This is a genomic window from Nocardia sp. NPDC052566 (assembly GCF_044547285.1).
Classification (GTDB): domain Bacteria; phylum Actinomycetota; class Actinomycetes; order Mycobacteriales; family Mycobacteriaceae; genus Nocardia.
Genome location: NZ_JBIUAF010000001.1, coordinates 46,030 through 65,402, shown reverse-complemented (window position 1 = coordinate 65,402; position 19,373 = coordinate 46,030). Strand labels below are relative to the sequence as shown.

Here is a 19,373-nt window from a genome sequence, read left to right as displayed (position 1 = left end):
ATATTGTTATGTCGCTGATTCCTACCGTTCAACTTCTACCCGAGCAGTTCAGTGCGGAGCGGTTCACCTCGGGGCCATCTGCGCCCCACGGAGTTCGACCCAGGAAGTCCACCACTCGAGGAAGCCAGACACAGCACAGTGGGTCAATTCAAGTTCGACACAGTTGGGGGTGCGGCGTGACAACTCTTCTCGATTCGACGCTGGAGGTTCGCTGCGTGCAATATCGCCGTGAATTTCATATGCCCGCGTCGATAGACCCCACCTCACGCCGGATCCTGCTCCAGATAGGCACCCACTACGGCGCCATCACCATGCCCGCCGACCTCGGTGAACGCGTGCAAGAACAACTGGCGCAGGACGGCATCGCCGGCCCCGTCGTCCATCATCCGAGAGCGCGGCGCTGGACCTTCATCACCGGCCCCGCCCGCCCCGATACTCTCAGCGCGGCCGTCTCCGCCGAATTGTTCCGGCTCTACGCGACCGTCGCCTGCACCGGAAGCCAGGTCGTACTCCCGTCACCGGACGACGAGCGCACCGGCTACCGCACCTGGATCCAAGCCCCGGAAACCGCGTCGCGGACCGCGCTGCCCGCGCTCACCGCGGTGGTCGAGACGACGCGGACCCTCGGAACCACGAAAGTCCGCGCCAGGTAACGAGATTCAGAACGAACCGGCCGCGGCGGCCTGCTGCCGCAGCCGCTGCACGGTGATCCCGGGATCGGCCGTGTTGTAGACGGCGGATCCGGCAACGAAGCAGTCGATCCCCGCCTCCGCGGCCGCCTCGATGGTGTCGGCGTTGATGCCGCCATCGATCTCCACCACCAGGCGTAGCTCGCCCGCGTCGACCAGGCGGCGCACCGTGCGCGCCTTGTCCAGCACGTGGGAAATGAAGGACTGGCCACCGAAGCCGGGTTCCACACTCATCACCAGCAGCGTGTCGAATTCGCGCAGGATCTCCAGGTACGGCTCGATCGGGGTGTTCGGCTTCACCGACAGCCCGGCCTTCGCGCCCGCCGCGCGGATATCGCGGGCCACCGCGATCGGATCGTCGGTCGCCTCGGCGTGGAAGGTCACGTTGTACGCGCCGGCCTCGGCGTACGGCGGCGCCCAGCGCGCCGGGTCTTCGATCATCAGATGGCAGTCCAGCGGGATGTCGGTCGCCTTCAGCAGGCTCTCCACGACCGGAAGTCCGAGCGTGAGATTCGGCACGAAGTGCGCGTCCATCACATCGACGTGCAACCAGTCCGCGCCTTCGACGGCCGCTGCCTCACGCGCCAGATGCGCGAAATCGGCGGACAGGATGGACGGGGCGATCATCGGCGCGGCCGGGCGCGCGAAACTCGGGGTCGACACAAGGCGGCAGTCTATCCGTACCCCTGCGGCGTGAACGCAGCAGCGTAACCACGCAGGGCACAGCACACGCCGCACGTCAAACCCGCGGCGTGTGCTCAGGGCCCGGAGGCGGCAGCGCAGCGTAACCACGCAGGGCACAGCACACGCCGCACGTCAAACACAGGGTTGCGACCGGCGAGAGTGGGTAGCCTGCATAGAGTGATCAACATATCGGCGGAAGAGGGGCTGTACAGCACCCCAGTGGAGATCAGGGTGGCCGCGGCGGTCACGCAGCTGCCCATCGTGCGCGGACTCGCCGAAACCCTCGTGCTACTCAGCGATTTCACGCTGGACGAGGTCGCCGATATCAGACTGGCCGTGGACGAGGTGTGCTCCACGCTCATCGCGGTCGCCGCACCCGACAGCTTCCTGCAGTGCCGGTTCACCGTGGGCGAGAAGGAACTGCGCGTCCGGGTCGACGGCCTCGCGGGCACCGAAGGCCTGCCCGACCAGCGCAGTTTCGGCTGGCACGTACTGCGCACACTGACCGACGCGGTGGAGGCGACGCAGGGCGCCTACGACGCCGCCGCCTCCGGCTACCCGACGACGGTGGAATTCCGGCGGGTCCGGGGGAAGGCGTAGTGGCGGACGAGGACACCGTGTTCGACGCCGCGAAGGATCTCGACGCCGCGAAAGGCAGTGACGCCGACAACAACGACGACGCCGACAACAACGACGACGCCATCGAGGAGACCTCCGACGAGGCCGTCGACGAGGTGGTCGAGGAGGCCGAAAAGCTCGAAGCGGCGGGCTCTGTCGGCTACGACGACCTCGGTGCGCTGTTCGCTCAGCTCGCCGCGGCCAAGTCCGGGACGGCACGGCATGCCGCGATCCGCGCCGAGCTGATCAACCGCTGCATCCCGCTCGCCGACCATATCGCCCGCAAATTCAGCGGGCGTGGTGAGCCGTTCGACGATCTGACGCAGGTGGCGCGGGTCGGGCTGGTGCACGCGGTGGACCGGTTCGATGTCGAACGCGGCTCGAACTTCCTGTCTTTCGCGGTGCCGACCATCATGGGCGAGGTGCGGCGGTACTTCCGCGACAACACCTGGGCGATGCGGGTGCCGCGGCGAGTGAAGGAAACCCATCTGCGCATCGGCGCGGCCATCGACTCGCTGTCACAATCGCTGGGCCGCTCGCCGACCGCGAAAGAGATTGCCGCCGAACTGGATGTGGATCCCGACGAGGTGACCCAGGCCGTCATCGCGGGCAACGCCTACCAGCCGACCTCCATCGATGCGGCGTCCGTCGGCCGCGATACCGACGCGTCGCTGCTGGATACGCTCGGCGAGGAGGAATCCCAGTTCGACCGGGTGGAGGAATACGTCGCCATCCGACCGCTGCTCGCCGGACTGCCCGAACGCGAACGGCGCATCCTCACCATGCGCTTCTTCGAATCGATGACGCAGACCCAGATCGCCACTCAGATGGGGATCTCGCAGATGCACGTCTCGCGCATCCTGTCCAAAACCCTTGCCCGCCTGCGGGAGCAGTCGAGCCGGGAGTGAGATCAGGTCTGCCGCATGCGTTCTTTGCGAATCTTGGGCGGCGCGATCAGCCACCAGGCGGCATCGAGCATCTCGCGCAGCTGCGCGGGCTCGATCCGTTCGAGGTCGATCAGGATGGAGCCGTGCCCGTCGTAGTGCGGGGTCGTATAGAACGTCGGGTCGCCCGAAGCCAGCAACGCCTCCTTCTCCGCGAGCTCGCACATCAGCACGAGCCCGCCCTCCGCCTCATCCCGTAGCCGCGCCAGCCCTTTGCCGCTCACCTTCAGCGCCGGACTCCGCCACCAGGTCGACTCCTCGACCTCGGGCAACTCCGTAGCCATCGCCACCACATCCGTCCAAGTCATCGCCATGACCCCAGTGTGGGCCACCAGCACACCCAACGCTTGGACAAATGGAACGCGAATAGTCCGACTTGCCCCCTAATTGATAGCTGATCAATTGCCATACGCCGACCCGATCCAAGTATCTGAAACATTGCGTCTCACCTAGATAACGCCCGGCTCGCCGCCAGAACAGCGCAGGCGCTGCCACTACGGGGCCACGTGCGGGTACTTCCACGGGGCTACCACCTGCAATCCCATGCGATAGCCCTAGGTTACGGCCGTCCGTGCAGGTGCTGCTGGAAGCCGTCGGCGATCGCCTTGAGATGTTCGGCGTAGTCCGCCGCGTCGAAGGCGAACTCCCGCCGGTGATTCCAGCGGTGCCCGGTGACCGGGTGATCCTGCGCCGCCCGCTGGATCGCGCGCAGGATCAACGGCCGATAGATCAGGGCGGCGCGCCAACCGCCGAGATGCCTGGCCATGATGTGCGCCATGACGACCCGGCCACGGTGACTGATACCGACGACCGTGACTGTCTCATAGCCCATTCCGGCGAAGCCACCGATCACATGCAGCTTCGCCCCTGCCGGAAATATCTTGTGGCTACGCAGATGTTCCTTCGGGCCCGGGTGATACGGGTACGGCAACAGATTCGCGATAATGCACCACTCGGGTTCCGGAACAACGTCGTTCACCAGATCCACCGTACCGACGACCTGGTCACAGGTCTCGTCGTTCCGGCCCGAATTCACGCCAGGCGTGCAGGGCGTCCGCGATGTCGAAGCTCCTGCGGCGCTATGGATTCCCGCCGTCGAGGTTTTCTGGAGGATCCACTCGGATCACGGTGCGCGGAATGCCCTGCGGGCCGCAGGGTCGCGGCCCGCCGCCATGGGCGCCGGATCCAGGCACCAGCACTGGACCTCCGCGGCGCCCAACCTGTATGGCGCGAGCCTTACGCGGCGTCAGGGTTTACGCGGCGTCAGGGTTTACGCGGCGTCAGGGTTTACGCGCCGTCAGGGTTTACGCAGCGCCGCCATGAACATCGCGTCGGTGCCGTGGCGGTGCGGCCAGAGTTGGGCCGAGGGGCCGTCGCCGACATCGGTCACGCCGGGAAGGTAGTCGCGGGTGTCGAGTTGCACGGCGCCGGTGCGGCGGACCGCGTCGGCGACCACGGCAACCGTCTCCGAGAGGTGCGGTGAGCAGGTGGAGTACAGCAGGACGCCACCCGGACGCAGCAGATCCCATGCGGCGGAGAGCAATTCGCGCTGCAAGGTGACCAGATCGCCGACATCGGCGGGCGTACGGCGCCAGCGCGCTTCGGGCCTGCGGCGTAGTGCGCCGAGCCCGGTGCACGGCGCGTCGACCAGGATGCGGTCGTAGCCGGGGGTCAGGCCGCTGGCGCGGCCGTCGGTGACGTGCACGTCGACCGGAAGGTCGTGGGTCGCCTTGCGGACCAGTTCGGCACGGTGCTGTGCCGGTTCCACGGCGTCGACGCGGAAGCCGTCGATCGCGGCGAGCGCGCCGAGCAGGGCCGCCTTGCCGCCGGGGCCCGCGCAGAGGTCGAGCCAGCGGCCGCCGTCCGGGCCGTCCAGCGGTGCGCGGGTGAGGGCGAGCGCGACCAGCTGGCTGCCCTCGTCCTGCACGGCCGCCATGCCCTCGCGGACCGGCTCGAGCTTGCCCGGATCGCCGCCGTCCAGGTACACCGCGTACGGCGACCAGCGGCCCTCTTCACCGCCGGTGACCAGCGCCAGCTCCGACGCGCTGATCTCGCCGGGGCGGGCGACCAGGTGCACGACGGGCCGCGCGTCATCGGCGGCGAGCACGTCACGCAGTTCACCGGCGCGGGCGCCGAGCGCATCGGCGAACGCCTGCGCGATCCACGTCGGATGCGCGAACTCGAAGGCAAGCCGCCCCACCGGATCCTTCGGCGCGAGCTCGGCCACCCACTGCTCGACCGTCTTCTCCCCCGCCCTGCGCAGCACCGCGTTCACGAAACCGGCCTTGCCCGCACCGAATTCGGCCCGCGCCAGCGCGACCGAGGTATCCACCGCCGCATGCGCCCCGATCCGCGTGCGCAACAGCTGATACACCCCGAGCCGCAGCACATCCAGCAGCGGCCCGTCGATCTCACCGACCGGCCGCCCCGCCCCCGCCGCGATCACCGCGTCGAGCAACCCCTGCGTCCGGCACGCCCCATAAGCGAGCTCGGTCGCCAACGCCGCATCCCGCCCCGAAATCTTCCGCTCCCGAAGCAGCCCCGGCAACACGAGATTCGCATACGCATCCCGCTCGCGCACCGCCCGCAACACATCCCGCGCGACCACCCGCACCGGATCACCCTGCTCACGCCCCGAACCCCGCTGCCGCCCAGCGTCTTTCGCCCCACCACGCGCCTTGGCTGCACCGCGCTCGGACGATGACGAGCCGCCGCCCTGCGACCGCCCACTTCCCTTCGCCGATCCGCGCGTATCCGACGCAGGCCGGTCGCCACGACGATTCGCGTCGTTGCCGTCGCCCCGTGACGAGCCACCGCCCGCCCCAGCGTTGCGCGACCGTCCTATCGACGGGCGGCCGTCGCCGTTCCGAAGCGCCCCAGCGGTCCGCTCGGCGCTTCCGCTGCGGGCAACGGCACCCCGATCGCGAGAGTCGCTCTGCTGCTCCGAGCTTCGCCGGAAGCCACCGCCGCGCGGAGCGTCCGTCGAGCCGGCTTCGGCGCGACCATCGCGAGGCCGTCCAGCACCCGTGACCGAGGAGCGATCGCGAGAGTCGCTCCGCTGCTCCGGATTTCGCCGGAAGCCACCGCCGCGCGGAGCGTCCGTCGAGCCGGCTTCGGCGCGACCATCGCGAGGCCGTCCGGCACCCGCGGCCGCGGGACGGCCGCCGGAGTCGGCCCGCTGTTCCGGATTTCGGCGGAAGCCACCGCCGCGAGGGGAGTCCACCCGGTCGCCGGACCGGCCGCCGCGCTGCGGCACGTTCGGCTGGGCGCCACTCCCGCGCGATGTGTCTGCGCCGCGGCCGGTTCCGCGCGATCCCTCGCCCCGGGCTCCGGTGGGACGGTTGCGGTCTGAATCCTTCGCCTGCGGCATGGTCCTCCGACCGTCGGTTGGTTCGTTGCGTGCCGAATACGTCACGCGACCACCGCGCCGGGTTCCAGGCGGGCGCCGCGGGCCCAGTCGAGGGCGGACATCATGCGCTTGCCCTGGGGCTGGACCTGGTCGAGGCGGATGGCGGTGGTGACGGTGCCGATGAAGACGCCGGTCTTGCGTACCTCGATGACGCGGGCAGGCAGGTGTTCCTCCACCATTTCGACCGGGCCGAGCTTGAGGCGGGTGCCGCCGACCTCGGTCCACGCGCCCGGCGCCGGGGTGACCGCGCGGATGCGGCGGTTGATGGCGAGCGCGGGCTGATCCCAGCGGATGTGCCCGTCCTCCGGCAGCACCTTGGGCGCGTAGGACACGCCGTCGGTGGGTTGCGGAACCGCTTGCAGCGTCGCGTCTTCCACGCCGTCGATGGTGGTCTCCAGCAGCCTGGCGCCGGTCTCGGCGAGCCTGCCGAGCAGCGCGCCCGCGGTATCGGTGACCGCGATCTTCTCGGTCACCACCCCGAACACCGGCCCGGTGTCGAGCCCGGCCTCGATCTGGAAGGTGGACGCGCCGGTGATCTCGTCACCCGCGTCGATGGCGGCCTGCACCGGCGCCGCGCCACGCCACGCGGGCAGCAGCGAGAAGTGCAGGTTGATCCAGCCGAACCGGGGAATGTCGAGCACCGCCTGCGGCAGCAGCGCGCCGTAGGCGACCACCGGGCAGCAGTCCGGCGCCAATTCGGTGAGCTGGGCCATGAATTCGGGTTCGGACGGCCGCTTCGGCGTCAGCACCGGGATGCCGTGTTCGTCGGCGAGCATGCCGACGGGCGAGCGGGTCACCTTGCGGCCACGGCCCGCGATGGCGTCCGGCCTGGTCAGCACGGCGACGACCTCGTGGCGCCCGGATTCGATGAACCGCCGCAGCGAGGGCACCGCGGGTTCGGGGGTTCCGGCGAAGACGATGCGCATCAGCGGCCACGCCCGAACGGTCCGGCCGTCTGCGGGCCGATCGCCCGCGAGGAGCGCACGGTGATGCCCGCGGTGAACCAGTCGGATTCGCGGATGGTCCGCATCGCCGCCTTGCGCGACGCGGGCTCGAGCCGATCGATGAACAGCACACCGTCGAGGTGGTCGGTCTCGTGCTGCACGCAGCGGGCGAGCAGCCCGTCGGCCTCGAATTCGACCGGGGCGCCGTCCATGTCGACGCCGGAGGCGCGCACGCGCAGCGCCCGGCGGGTGTCGTAGCGCACACCGGGAATGGACAGGCAGCCTTCCGGCCCCACCTGCTCCTCGTCGCCGAGCACCTCGTAGGTCGGGTTCACCACATGTCCGGCGGCGTCACCGGTGTCGTAGACGAACACCCGTAGCCCCACGCCGATCTGCGGTGCGGCCATCCCGACGCCGCCGTCGTCGTGCATGGTGTCGGTGAGGTCGGTGACCAGCTGCCGCAGTTCCCGATCGAACTCGGTGACCTCCGCGGCACGGGCACGCAGGATGGGGTCGCCGAACAGGCGAACAGGCTGAATGGTCACGGCAGCTCCCGGAAGCGGTGGAACACGGTCGACTCATTCTAGTGAGCCGCGCGGGCGCCGAATCCCCATCTGGGCGGAGCGGGCCACGCGGGCGTCCGGAAACTGGTAGAACTCGACTGCGGTCCGGGCGGGGTGTCGATCCCTCCGCCCGGCCGCCTCACGGGGTGGTCAGGAGTTCCCCGCGATGATCACCTGCGGGATTCCGGTGCCGAACGGCACCGGCTTGCAGACCGGTGCCGGCGCGCTCGGATCCAGGGTCCGCAGCACCAACTGCTGCACGAACGGGTCGTACACCATGTTGAAGTGCCCGGTCAGGTCGGCGGGGCAGAGTTCCTGCAGCACCAGGTTCTCCGCGCCCGCACCGCGCAGCGCGATATTGCTGAACGGCTGGATCATCTCGTCGACCCTGCTGCCGATGGTGACGTAACGCACGCCCGGCACGGTGTCACCGCCCGCGTTGACCTCGGTCATGAACGGCGAACCCTGCGCCTGCTGCACGGCGGCGAACGAGGTCACCCGCGCGAAGGCGTCGAGCCCGCCAGGAATGGCCTGCACCACCGGCACCAGCCCGTACATCACGCCGCCGTAGCTCGGCGAGGCGACGCCGACCCACTGCGCCACCTTCGGCGCACCGCCGAGCTTGTTGGCGTAGTACCGGGTGATCGTGGCGCCCTGGGAGAATCCGACGAGGTCGACCTTGGTCGCGCCGGTGGCGGCGAGCACCTGGTCGACGAACGCGCTGAGCTGCAATCCACTCAGCCGCATATCCTCGGTGCCGTAACTCTTTTCGCCCGGTTTGCCGCCGTAATTGGGGGCGAAGACACAGAAGCCCGCGGCGGTAAGCTGGGCCCCGATTCCCGAATAGTCGGAGTAGGCGCTGGAGTCCGTGCCATGGGCGAGCACCACCGGTCTAGGTCTGGTCGCACTCGGTTTGCAGTCGAAGTCGTTGACGCCCATCGGAACCGCGTCCGGATGAGTCTTGAGGTAGCGGGCCGCGGCCAGGTGATCCTCCTGGACCGGGCCGGGATCGACGGGGACGACCGGGGGCAGGTAGCCGGCCGGTTCGGCGTTCGCGGGCGCGATGCCGGAGCCTAGGACGACTCCGGCCAGCGCGCACGCCACCACCGCCCTGCGTATTTGTGACGAACCCCAACCCCATGCAGCACTAGCCTGTCCCATGCCACAATCTTCTACTGCGGCTATTCGAAATGCGTACTCGGGCGGGCGATTTCACACCCCCTACTTCTCGGGGGTATCGTCCTCGGCCAGGATTCGGTAGAGCGCCTTGCGCGCCTCGGTGAGCACCTCGGCCGCCTTCGCCGCCTGCTCGGGATTGCCGACCGCGGCGACCTGAGCAACGGCGCCCATCAGCTGGCCGATGAGCCCGCGCAGGTCGATCGCCTGTGCGCCGACGTCTTCCTTGACGTCCGCCCACGGGTCGCCGAGCTCGTCGCGGTGCTCGGTGATGTATTCGGTTCCGGCGTCGGTGAGCTTGGCGGTCTTGCGACCGGACACCTTCTCGATGAGGACGAGGCCCTCGTCTTCCAGCTGTGCCAGCGCGGGGTAGATCGAGCCGGGGCTCGGGCGCCACAGGTCGTCGCTGCGCTCGCGGATCTGCTGGATGAGTTCGTACCCGTGCATCGGGCGCTCGGTGAGCAGCAGCAGGACCGCGGCACGCACGTCGCCGCGCCTGCCCCGGCCACCGCGACCGCGGCCACGCCCGAATTGCGGCCCGAAGCCGTGTCCGAAACCAGGGCCGAAGCCGGGCCCGAACTCGGGTCCGAATCCGTGCCTGCCACCGTGCCGACGCCGGTGACCGTGTTCATGCCCGTCGGGCCCCGGCTTGTGCCAGCGACCGCGACGTCCGAAATCTCGTTGATTTCCGTATTCCATGGAAGCCTCCTCAGGCTCTCGTGTTCGTTTCATATTATCGACGATATATCGGCAATAGATCGTTTACAAGAGTGAGTCAGGCCACGAACCGACCGGATGGGATGTTCAGTCGGTGAGCGAGTCGATCCAGCGCTCCAGCCGCTCCCCCTCGATCACCATCAGCTCCGGATCACGAAAGGTGTTGGTGAGCACCGAGATTCCTTGATACGCGGCAACTAGGGCGACGGCCGATTCGCGCGCGTCGGCACGGCCCATCGCCGCGAACTGCCGTTCCACCCAGTCGAGCAGCACGCGCATGCTCGCGGCCGCCTGCCGATCCAGGCCGTCGGCACGCTTGCCCAGCTCCGAGACCAAGGTGCCGGTCGGGCAACCGAACTGCACCGTCCGCTCGCGACCCTCGACCCAGGCGCGCACCAGCGTCTTCAGCCGCTCACCCGGCGCATCGATCTGCTCGAGCTCGGCGATCATCCGGTCGAGCGTCTGCCCGTGCGCGCCGATCGTGGCCTCGACCAGCTGATCCTTGGTCTTGAAGTAGTAGTAGACGTTGCCGACCGGCACCTCGGCGACCCGCGCGATATCCGCGATCGTCGTCTTCTCTACGCCCTGCTCGTGGAACACCCGCACCGCGGCGTCGACGAGCCGCTCCCGCTTGCCCGCCTTGGGCTTCCCCTCGGCCACTGAGTTAGTCATGCAACTAAATGTAGACAAGCCGACGGTCGTCCGCTAACGTTCGTTTCAGTCAGCCAACTAACTAAATGGAGCGAAACAATGATCGTGGTAACCGGAGCGACCGGCAACATCGGCGGCACCCTCGTGCGGATCCTGGCCGAGGCGGGCGCACAGGTGACGGCAATCTCGCGTGGCGCCAAGGACATTCGGCTTCCCGAAGGTGTCAGGCACGTGACCGCCGATCTGGCCGAGCCGGAGACGCTCGCCCCCGCCCTCGCCGGCGCGGACGCGCTGTTCCTGCTCATCACCGGCGAGCAACTGGTCGACGGGCCGGATCCGGCGCGCATCCTGGAGGTCGCGAAGGCCGGTGGGGTGCGACGGGTCGTCTTCGTGTCCTCGCAGGGCGTGGCGACCAGGCCGGACGCCGCCGGGTACGCGCGCCTCATCGCCTACGAACGGGCGATCGAAGAGTCCGGGCTGGCGTGGACCTTCCTGCGGCCCGCGGGTTTCTACTCCAATACCTTTGCCTGGGTGGAGTCCGTGCGCGGTGCGCGCACCGTCGCGGCGCCGTTCGGGGATATCGGCCTGCCGTCGGTCGATCCGGCCGATATCGCGGCGGTCGCGGCCGCCGCACTGCGGGAAGACGGCCATGCCGGTCGCGTCTACACGCTGACCGGACCGGCGCTCAGCACGCCGCGCGCGCAGGCCGAAGCGCTCGGCGCCGCACTCGAATCCCCCGTCCAGTTCGTGGAACTGACTCGCGCACAGGCATTTTCGGGCATGCTGCAGTTCATGCCCGAGCCCGTGGTCGAGCACACGCTGACCATACTCGGCGAGCCGACGCCCGCCGAGCAACGGATCAGCGCCGATATCGAGCTGGTACTCGGCCGCCCGGCCACCGGCTACGCCGAATGGGCCGAACGCCACCGTCCGGTTTTCGCCTGATCACCTGTGGTCGGCGTCGCGTCATCGAGCGACGCCGACCAGGTCACGGCGTTCGGACGGCCACCCGCCGTCGCGATTCGACGACCGCAAGCCCGGCGGAGGCGATCGCGCACACCGCCATCACGTAGTAGATGGCCGGATAGTCCGCGTTCGCCGCGATCAGGCCCGCCAGCGGACCGCCGACCGCGAGGCCGATATCCCAGAACGACGTGAACGCACCGAGCGCCACACCGTGCTGGGACGCGTCGGTCCGATTGAGCACGACCAGGGCCAATGCCGGGAACAGCAGCGACAGGCCCGCCCCCATCACCAGACCGCCGATCACCGCGACGATCAGGTTCGGCGCGACACCCACCAGCACCAGGCCGACCGCCTCGGTCAGCGCCGACCACAGCGCGACCCGGTTCGCCCCGAGTTTGTCGGGCAGGCCGCCGATGAACAGCCTGACCCCGACATAGGTCACGCCGAACGCGTTGAACGCGAAAATGCCGTCGCTGATATCCCGCTTCGCCAGGTGCAGCGCGACGAACGCGGCGAGCGCGGCATAGCCGAAAGCCGCCAGGGACAGCGCGATTCCGGGCAGCAGCGCACTGCCGGCGAGCAATCCGGAGCGGACGTTGCCGTCGGGTTTGGTCGGCGCCCGCTTCACGGCGGCGAGCGCGAGCCCGACCAGCGCGGCAAGCCCGGAGAACCACCACACCGCCGTGACGCCGACATGCTGGAGCAACAGCACACCGATGAGCGCGCCGAGGGTGATGCCGAGCCACATGCAGATGCCGTACAGGCCGATCACCCGGCCGCGCCGTTCCAGCGGAGCCAGGAAGACCAGCCAGGTGGCGCCTGCCGTGTAGACGGTGCCCTCACCGATGCCGTGCAGGATCCGGACCGCGACCAGCGGCGCGATCCCTTGCGCCGCAGAGAAATACGCGAGCGAGGCGACCACGCAGACCGCCACCCCGATCAGCATCACCGGCTTGTAGCCGTGCCGGTCCGCGAGCCGCCCCGCGATCGGCCGCGCCACCACCGCCGACACCGCGATGGCGGTGACGACGACACCGATCGCGATATCGGTGCTCCCCAGATCGTCACGCAGGTACAGCGGCAGCGCGCCGAGGGTGGCGCCGACACCGAGCAGACAGCAGAAGATCGCGCCGAACAGCGGCGCGAACGGTTGATAGAACCTCATTGCCCGGCCGCCGGTTGTACGTGGAAGAAGTGGGTCGGCAGGTGCAGGGCGATCCCCTCATAGATCTCCGCGCACACCGCGATGCCAGGCGCCGCGAAGGTGCCCGCCGGCGGCTCGGCGACCTTGATCACCGAACGTCCGCCGTCGAGCAGCCTGGCGCCCATCGCGAAATCGCCGACCAGCGCGCAGCCGGGAGCGACCATCCTGGTCCTGCTGATCATGGTGGCGTTGCGGGCCAGGTCCTCGAGCACGCCGGTGCCGACGAGGCGGTGGTAGTAGTCGTTCGGGTTCACGATCATCGCGTGCGGCGTGGCGCCGGTCTGCTCGATCTCATCGCACGCCGAAAGCAGCCCTGCCACATAGTCGCCGCGGTAGGGCAGCCGGGCCACCTCGGGGTGATCGACCAAACCGTAAGCGAGGGCCTGGTTTTCGGCGGTCGCGAGCCGGACCAGCAGCCGGAAATCGATGAACGCGGCCAATTCCGCCGGATCGTCGGCGAGTTCGGGCGGCAGCTGCACCCACGCGGTGATCGGGTGCGCCTCCGATCGCGCCGTCTCGAACCGGAACGCGGCCTCCCTGCGCAATCCGGACTCGCGCACCGACTCGGCCTCACCGGCGGCCGGGCGGCGCTCGGCCCAGTACCGGGTGCCGCCCTCGTCGGCCGGCCGCTTCTTGAACAGGTTGCGCACGGTGACCCGCGGCCGGTCCTTGGTCGGCTGGAAGGCGTCGGTGATCGTGAAATCGAAAGTCACCTCGGCAGTTTCGCCCTCCTTGGCGTACGCGCGCGCGAACGCCTCCCCCGGGGACATCTCGGTCATCTGCACTCCTTAAATCGCGTGCCTGATCAGCTTCTTGTAGTACGGGAGGTGGTGGTCGTAGAAGGCGCGCAACCGCTCGTCGTTATCGACCGTGACCGCGTACTCCTTGGTGGACGCCTCGAAGCCGGAGCTGCGGGCCGCGTCGACATGCCAGCGCGCGGTGCGTTCCCATTCCGGCCGTGCCTCGGGCGCCCAGTGCAGCGCCTCCGGGATGTGCGGAAGGCCTACGGCCGCACAGTATTTGCGGACCATGGTGTCGGGATCCGCGAGCAGGCGGTCGGCGTCGACCACCACCGGGCGCACTCGATTGACCTGCCACGCCAATTCGAACAGGTCCCACAGGTGCCCGTAACCGATCTTGTCGACGGTCACGTCCGGCAGCAGGTGCACATGGGAGGCGATGGTCTGCTTCGGTTCGCGGACGATGAACGTGTGGACGATGTCGCGCATCGCCGATGGCTCGTCGAACAGGCCCTGATAGCGGTACTCCGTGGTGTCTTTCACGAACACCGGCCGCTGCGCCGCCAGCTCACGCAGCGCGGCCATGGCCGCGGGCGCGCTGTCCGCGACCTGCTCGCCGATCGGCACCGAACCGTAATCGACCAGGGTGACCAGTGGTTCGTGGACGACGGTGACATCGCCGCGCTCCATCATCATCCGGCCGAAGGCCGTCGAGATCGACCGGGGATGCGCCCACAGCGCGATGACCGGATTCACATCGACCACACCGTCGGCTTGCGGTCCCAGCGGTGCTCGCGCAGCAGCGCGAGCAGCGCCGGGTCGATGGGCTGCCCGTCGCTGACCCCGAAGTTGGCCCGCACGTGCTCGATTCGGCGCATGCCGGGAATCACGGTCGCCACCGCGGGGTGGTGCAGGATGAATCGCAGGCTCGCCTCGGGCATGCTCATCCCGGCGGGCAGCGCCGCGGCGAGCCGACCGGCCCGCTCGACCGTCGGGCCGAGGTTCTCGGGTCCGAAATAGATACTGCGCCAGTCCTCTTCGGGGAATGTCGTCTCGTCGGTCAGCTTCCCGGTGAGCCCGCCCTCGTCGAACGGCACCCTGGCGATGATCCCGACATCGGCCCGCTGGGCGTAGTCGAACAGCTCGTCCTCCGGCGCCTGGTCGAAGATGTTGTAGATCACCTGGATGACATCGATGAGCCCGGAGTCGATGGCGCGCAAGCAGTTCGCGGGCTCCCACCGGTTGACGCTGATCCCGATCCCCTCGACCAGGCCCTCGGCCTTGAGCTCGGACATCACGGTCTGCCACCGGTCGTCGGCGGCCCACCGGTCCTCCCAGACGTGGAACTGCAGCAGATCGATGCGGTCGACGCCCAGGTTCTCCAGGCTCTTCTCGGTGTATTCGCGAACATGGTCGGCCGGGAACACCTCGTCCAGTGTGTCGCCGGGGCGCGGTGGCCATTCGCGGTTCTTCGGCGGGATCTTGGTGGCGACCCGCAACCGCCGCCCCGGATGATCCCGGATCAACCGGCCGAGCAGCTGCTCGCTGACACCACGGCCGTACACCCACGCCGTATCGAAGAAGGTGCAGCCGAGGTCGAGTGCCTCCGCCAGACAGTCCGGTGCGGTGTCGTAGTCCCAGCCGGTGAAACCGCCTGGGCCGCCGCCGATCCCCCACATGCCGTACCCGATCTCGCTGACCTGCCAGTCGAGCCTACCGAGCCTGCGATAACGCATCAATTACTCCTCTCCGAGCCGGGCGCCCTCGTCGCGGCGGAACAGCCCGGGGTTGTCCACCACGAAATCCGTCAGTGCCCGGCGGGCGAGCAGACCGGACAGCACCCTGGACTCGGGGTCGGCCCGGAGCCGGTCCAGGAACTCCGGCACCGCGGTCCGCCGGACCGCCAGGCCCGAGCGCTCGATCAGATCGACACCGCCGGGATGGAACACATGCAGCGACCGGCCCCACGCCCACGGCGCGAACACTCCGGTCACGATCTGGCGCGCCGCGAAATCGGCAGGCGTCCAATCGGTTCGAAGCGCCACGTCGGGGGCGACGCCGAGCCGGGCACAGGCCGAGAGCAGCAGCGAGGTCAGCGCTCTGCTGTTGGGGTAGCCGGTATCGGTGGCTGCCATCACCTCACCGAGCCGGTACAGGGTGACCGCCGCGCCTTTGCTGCGCGCCTCGAGCAGGAAGCGTTCGGCGACCCACTTGGATCGGCAGTAGCCGCTGACGGGGCGGCGCGCCCAGGCCGGATCGAAATCCTCGGCCAGTGGCGTGTCCCTGGCCGACGCCTCACGGTCGAGCACGCCGAGCGTCGAAACATGGTGCAGCGCTTTTGGTCTGCCATCGAGGGCGAGGCGGAGCAGCTCGTGGGTGCCGAGCACGTTGGCGGGGCGATGGGTGGCGTAGTCGAACAGGAAGTTGACCATCGCGCCGCTGTGCACGATCGCCTCGCATTCCACCGCGAGCCTGCGCCAGGTCCGCGTCGTCAGGCCGAGACCGGGCGAACCCAGGTCACCGGCGAAACCCGCGACACGGTGGGCGAATTCGTCGCGCCACAGGCCCTGATCGCGGAGCTCGCCTGCGACCCGGGTGACGGCGTGCGCGTCATCGTCGGCGCGGCACAGGACGTACACCGTGGCGCCGGTGCGCTCGAGCAGTTCGTAGACCAGTCGGCTGCCGACGAAACCCGTTGCGCCGGTGACGAGTACGGTATCCGGCCGACCGAGACCGCGGACCGGGCTGATCTCCATGCCGACCGGGATCGCCGAATCCTGCTCCATCAGCGCGGTCTGTTCCGCGTCGGCGGCGCGCGCGCCGAGACGGGCCGCGAGCAGGGTGGCCGTGGGATGGTCGAGCAGATCGGTGACGCCGATCCGCAGCTCGGTCGCGACGGTCAGCGCCGCGAGCGAATCGCCGCCCGCGTCGAAGAAGCCGGTGTCATGGCCGAGGCCGGGGTCACCGAGAACTCTGCGGAAAACGCCTAGCACCACATCGGATTCGCTGTCCGCCGATAGGTCCGCCGCGCTGGCCAATCGTTCGGTGAGCATGGACTTCAACAGCGCGCGGTCCACCTTGCCGCCGACCGTCAGCGGTAGCTCCGGCAGGACGAACCGGTGCCGCGGCCTGCGGTCGGCGGGTAGTTCGCGGCGCAGATGCGCGACGAGCGCGGCGTCGTCCAAGCCGGGCGCCGCAACGAACAAGGCGAGCGACGGTGGCCGGGTCGGCGCCAGCAGGACCCTGGCCTGCTGAACGCCGGGACATCGCTCTGCCGCGGCGGCGATCTCGCCGAGCTCTATCCGCACACCGCCGATCTTCACCTGGAAGTCGCGCCTGCCGTGGAAGAACAGCCTGCCTTCGGCATCGAGACGGCCGAGATCCCCGGTGCGGTAGAGCCTGTCCCCCGGAACTCGCTCGAAAGGGTTGGGTACGAACACTTCCGCGGTCCGCCCTGGATTGTGCAGGTATCCGGCGCCGAGACAGGCGCCGCCGATCACGATCTCACCGATCTCGCCGGGGCCGAGCGGTCGGCCGTGCTCGTCCAGGACGGCCGCGTAGCAGTTATCGATCGGCGTGCCGAGCGGCAGCGGGTCACCGTCGCCTTCGGCCACCGGATGGAAGACCATGCCGATCGACGCCTCGGTCGGGCCGTAGGCATTGCTGACCCGCAGACCTGGCAGCAATGCGCGCAGCCGGTGCACGGCGGGGGCGACGATCTCCTCGCCGCCGACGATCAGCTCGACCAGGCTGCCGAGCCCGCGCCGCACCTCGGTATCGGTTTCGGCGAGCACGACGAGCGGGCCGAGCAGGCTCGGCACGAAATCGGTCAGGCTCACCCGGTACCTGGCAATAATCTCGGCGATCTCGGCGAGATCGAGCAGTTCACCGCGGACCGGGACGATGGTCCGCGCGCCGGTGGTCAACGGCCAGAACAGTTGCCAGACCGTGGAATCCACGGTGTGCCTGCTGTTCTGCAGCACGACCTCGGTGCCCTTCGCCGCGAAATACCGTGTCATGAAGGCGAATCGGTTGGCGACACCGCCGTGCACGTTCAACGCGCAGCGCGGTGTGCCGGTGCTGCCGGAGGTGAAGATGCCGTAGATCAGGTCGGTGGCACCGATATCGACGCCGGGCCGCTCGCGCAGCGGCCTCGGCGATTCCCCGCCGACCACCAGCCGCGCGGACAGCACCTCGACCGCGGCTTCGAGCGTCGCGGCGGGCCAGGCCGGATCGAGCGGCACGAACGCCGCGCCGAGCTTCATCACCGCCAGGCAGGCGATCGGGAAGCCGAGGCCCTGCGGCAGCAGGATCGGCAGCACATCGCCCCTGCGCACCCCGCGTGCGGCGAGATCGGCGGCCAGACCGTTGGCCAGGTCGTCGAATTCGCGATAGCTGAGGGTCCGGTCGCCGAAGGTCAGCGCCGGCCGGTCCGGCGTCCGGTCGACCTGGGCCTCGATCAAGGTGGGAACCGCGACGAAACGGCCGTGGTCGACGGCCCCTCCGGTAATCACCAGAACCTCGCTGCGGACAGCGCGTCGGCCGGGCCCTCGGTGCCCGTCACCGCGGCGGCCAGTCGACGGCCCGCCTCGGGGGCGGTCTGGATGCCGTAGCCGCCGAAGCCCGCCATCCAGAAGAAACCGGGCTGGTCAGGGGCCTCGCCGAGGACCGGGGACTCGTCCGGGGTGAAGGTGCGCAGCCCGGCCCATGCGTGCCGAATCCGCTGGATTCGCAGGGTGGTCGCGCGCTCGATTCGCTCGGCGGCCAAGGCCACATCGATATCGGCAGGGCGGGCGTCGCCCGGTTCGGTTTCGGTGGCGTCGGCCGCGGAGAGCAGCAGGCCGCCGGATTCGGGCCGGAAGTAGAACGTGTCGGCCACGTCGGTGACCAGCGGCCAGTCGCGCGGGGTGCCCGGCACGTCGGCCACGCACGCGGTGCGCCGCCGGGCGATCAACCCGACCGGTCGGACTCCGGCGGAGGTGGCCAGCTGGTCGGCCCAGGCGCCCGCCGCGTTCACCACGATCGGTGCCTCGTAGTCATGTCCGGACTCGGTCTCCGCGCGCCACCGGGCGCCGCGCCTGGTCAGGCGGCGGACACCGGCCTTGGTGAGCACCCGGCCGCCGCAGCGCCGGATCCCGCTCAGGAAGCCTTGATGCAGGGCGGCGACATCGATATCCATCGCGCCCGGCTTGAACATCGCGGCCGGGAACGGCTTCAGCACCGGGCACAGCGCGCTGACCTCGTCCGCCGCGAGCCTGCGCACCGGCACTTCGGCGGCGAGTCCGTCCGCCAGTGCCTGCGCGAAATCCGCGTCATCGGCGCCGACGGCGAGCACACCGCGCGGGTGCAGCAGCTCATTGCCGGTGAAATCCGTTGGCGGAGACTGCAAGAAACGTCGGCTCGCGGCAGTGAGCGCTCGCACGATCGGTGTGCCGAAATACTCGGAGAACAGCGCCGCCGACCGGCCGGTCGCGTGATAGCCGGGGGCGGATTCCATCTCCAAAAGCGTGACGGTACCGTAAGCCGACAGAAAATAACCTGCGGCGGCGCCTGCCATCCCGGCGCCGACGACTAAAAATTCCATTGGTGGCACGTCGCTCCCTCCAATGTCGAACGTGAACAGACCGTATTCGATACCTACGTCGCTCCGTCGCCATTGGATCTTGAAGCGGCGCATTCGCGTCAGTGGCCCGAGTGCGACCACGCACCGAAACCATTTGTGCCCCAACACATTTAACTTCTCCAACGGCCGTTCTCGGCCCATACCATCAGGTCCGTTCATCGAACCAATTCATAACCACTGCGCGCCAACGGTTTTGGCGGCGCGGGACGCTATAACACCGCCTGGCGCATAGACCGAGACCCGTTAGGCGCCACCCTCGACGCCGTCTATCGGACAGCCGAATAAGTTATCGGCCCTTGCCATCTCACGGATCAATGCCGAGCGTGCTCGCCCGGATCGACAGCGGGGCCGCCACACCATCGACTTCGACGGTAGCCGCAGGACTTCGCCGGGCTTGCGCCACACGGCTGCGGCGCGATCGACTGCCGCGACGAAGTTCTTATCA

The 19,373-nt window shown here is 68.9% G+C and carries 19 protein-coding genes; 4 read left to right on the top strand and 15 right to left on the bottom strand.

Features of this window, described 5'->3' with window-relative positions:
* The first annotated feature begins 176 nt into the window (after positions 1–176).
* Complete coding sequence (locus ACIG5A_RS00285; RefSeq protein WP_397236026.1) at positions 177–653, top strand: hypothetical protein; 477 nt, start codon at positions 177–179, stop codon at positions 651–653.
* 6 nt (positions 654–659) lie between these two features.
* Here the strand turns inward: ACIG5A_RS00285 and rpe are convergent, their stop codons facing one another.
* A complete protein-coding gene (rpe, locus tag ACIG5A_RS00280) occupies positions 660–1,316 on the bottom strand; it encodes a ribulose-phosphate 3-epimerase (protein WP_397238743.1) in 657 nt (218 codons plus the stop codon).
* 234 nt (positions 1,317–1,550) lie between these two features.
* On the opposite strand from rpe, the gene ACIG5A_RS00275 reads away from it, so the two are divergent.
* Both ACIG5A_RS00275 and ACIG5A_RS00270 read left to right on the top strand, forming a co-directional pair.
* Positions 1,551–1,973 carry an anti-sigma factor gene (locus ACIG5A_RS00275; RefSeq protein WP_397236024.1) on the top strand — a complete coding sequence of 141 codons (423 nt, stop codon included), beginning with the start codon at positions 1,551–1,553 and terminating at the stop codon, positions 1,971–1,973.
* A gap of 134 nt (positions 1,974–2,107) precedes the next feature.
* A complete protein-coding gene (locus ACIG5A_RS00270) occupies positions 2,108–2,899 on the top strand; it encodes an RNA polymerase sigma factor SigF (RefSeq protein ID WP_397238741.1) in 792 nt (263 codons plus the stop codon).
* Between the two features lie 2 nt (positions 2,900–2,901).
* On the opposite strand, the gene ACIG5A_RS00265 is transcribed toward ACIG5A_RS00270, so the two are convergent.
* From ACIG5A_RS00265 to ACIG5A_RS00230, 8 genes are all read right to left on the bottom strand, one after another.
* Positions 2,902–3,249, bottom strand: coding sequence for an MmcQ/YjbR family DNA-binding protein (locus tag ACIG5A_RS00265; protein WP_397236022.1), 348 nt, complete (start codon positions 3,247–3,249; stop codon positions 2,902–2,904).
* Between the two features lie 245 nt (positions 3,250–3,494).
* Entirely contained in the window at positions 3,495–3,914 is a 420-nt protein-coding gene (locus ACIG5A_RS00260) for a hypothetical protein (protein WP_397236020.1), read from the bottom strand.
* Positions 3,915–4,232: 318 nt separating this feature from the next.
* A complete protein-coding gene (locus ACIG5A_RS00255; RefSeq protein ID WP_397238739.1) occupies positions 4,233–5,780 on the bottom strand; it encodes an RsmB/NOP family class I SAM-dependent RNA methyltransferase in 1,548 nt (515 codons plus the stop codon).
* Positions 5,781–6,346: 566 nt separating this feature from the next.
* Positions 6,347–7,270, bottom strand: a complete 924-nt coding sequence (gene fmt / locus ACIG5A_RS00250) for a methionyl-tRNA formyltransferase (RefSeq protein WP_397236018.1) — start codon at positions 7,268–7,270, stop codon at positions 6,347–6,349.
* Complete coding sequence (gene def, locus ACIG5A_RS00245; protein ID WP_397236016.1) at positions 7,270–7,833, bottom strand: peptide deformylase; 564 nt, start codon at positions 7,831–7,833, stop codon at positions 7,270–7,272. The genes fmt and def overlap by 1 nt, the downstream gene beginning before the upstream one ends.
* Positions 7,834–8,001: 168 nt before the next feature.
* On the bottom strand, positions 8,002–9,012 hold the full coding sequence (locus ACIG5A_RS00240; RefSeq protein WP_397236014.1) for a lipase family alpha/beta hydrolase: 1,011 nt from the start codon (positions 9,010–9,012) through the stop codon (positions 8,002–8,004).
* 60 nt (positions 9,013–9,072) lie between these two features.
* Positions 9,073–9,726, bottom strand: a complete 654-nt coding sequence (locus tag ACIG5A_RS00235) for a PadR family transcriptional regulator (protein ID WP_397236012.1) — start codon at positions 9,724–9,726, stop codon at positions 9,073–9,075.
* A gap of 105 nt (positions 9,727–9,831) precedes the next feature.
* Complete coding sequence (locus tag ACIG5A_RS00230) at positions 9,832–10,416, bottom strand: TetR/AcrR family transcriptional regulator (protein WP_397236009.1); 585 nt, start codon at positions 10,414–10,416, stop codon at positions 9,832–9,834.
* Positions 10,417–10,494: 78 nt separating this feature from the next.
* Here ACIG5A_RS00230 and ACIG5A_RS00225 point away from each other — a divergent pair, with 78 nt between their 5' ends.
* The gene (locus tag ACIG5A_RS00225) at positions 10,495–11,340 is read left to right on the top strand and encodes an SDR family oxidoreductase (protein ID WP_397236006.1); all 846 of its coding nucleotides are present in this window, start codon (positions 10,495–10,497) and stop codon (positions 11,338–11,340) included.
* A gap of 43 nt (positions 11,341–11,383) precedes the next feature.
* Here the strand turns inward: ACIG5A_RS00225 and ACIG5A_RS00220 are convergent, their stop codons facing one another.
* The 6 genes from ACIG5A_RS00220 to ACIG5A_RS00195 are packed head-to-tail and all read right to left on the bottom strand — an operon-like array spanning position 11,384 to position 18,889.
* Positions 11,384–12,526, bottom strand: coding sequence for an MFS transporter (locus ACIG5A_RS00220; protein WP_397236004.1), 1,143 nt, complete (start codon positions 12,524–12,526; stop codon positions 11,384–11,386).
* A complete protein-coding gene (locus ACIG5A_RS00215) occupies positions 12,523–13,344 on the bottom strand; it encodes a family 3 encapsulin nanocompartment shell protein (protein WP_397236002.1) in 822 nt (273 codons plus the stop codon). Before ACIG5A_RS00215 ends, ACIG5A_RS00220 begins: the two co-directional genes overlap by 4 nt.
* Before the next feature lie 9 nt (positions 13,345–13,353).
* A complete protein-coding gene (locus tag ACIG5A_RS00210) occupies positions 13,354–14,061 on the bottom strand; it encodes a hypothetical protein (RefSeq protein ID WP_397236000.1) in 708 nt (235 codons plus the stop codon).
* Positions 14,058–15,041, bottom strand: coding sequence for an aldo/keto reductase (locus ACIG5A_RS00205; RefSeq protein WP_397235998.1), 984 nt, complete (start codon positions 15,039–15,041; stop codon positions 14,058–14,060). The genes ACIG5A_RS00210 and ACIG5A_RS00205 overlap by 4 nt, the downstream gene beginning before the upstream one ends.
* 3 nt (positions 15,042–15,044) lie before the next feature.
* Positions 15,045–17,819, bottom strand: a complete 2,775-nt coding sequence (locus ACIG5A_RS00200) for an amino acid adenylation domain-containing protein (protein WP_397235996.1) — start codon at positions 17,817–17,819, stop codon at positions 15,045–15,047.
* Positions 17,816–18,889 carry an NAD(P)/FAD-dependent oxidoreductase gene (locus tag ACIG5A_RS00195; protein ID WP_397235994.1) on the bottom strand — a complete coding sequence of 358 codons (1,074 nt, stop codon included), beginning with the start codon at positions 18,887–18,889 and terminating at the stop codon, positions 17,816–17,818. The genes ACIG5A_RS00200 and ACIG5A_RS00195 overlap by 4 nt, the downstream gene beginning before the upstream one ends.
* Between the last annotated feature and the right edge of the window lie 484 nt (positions 18,890–19,373).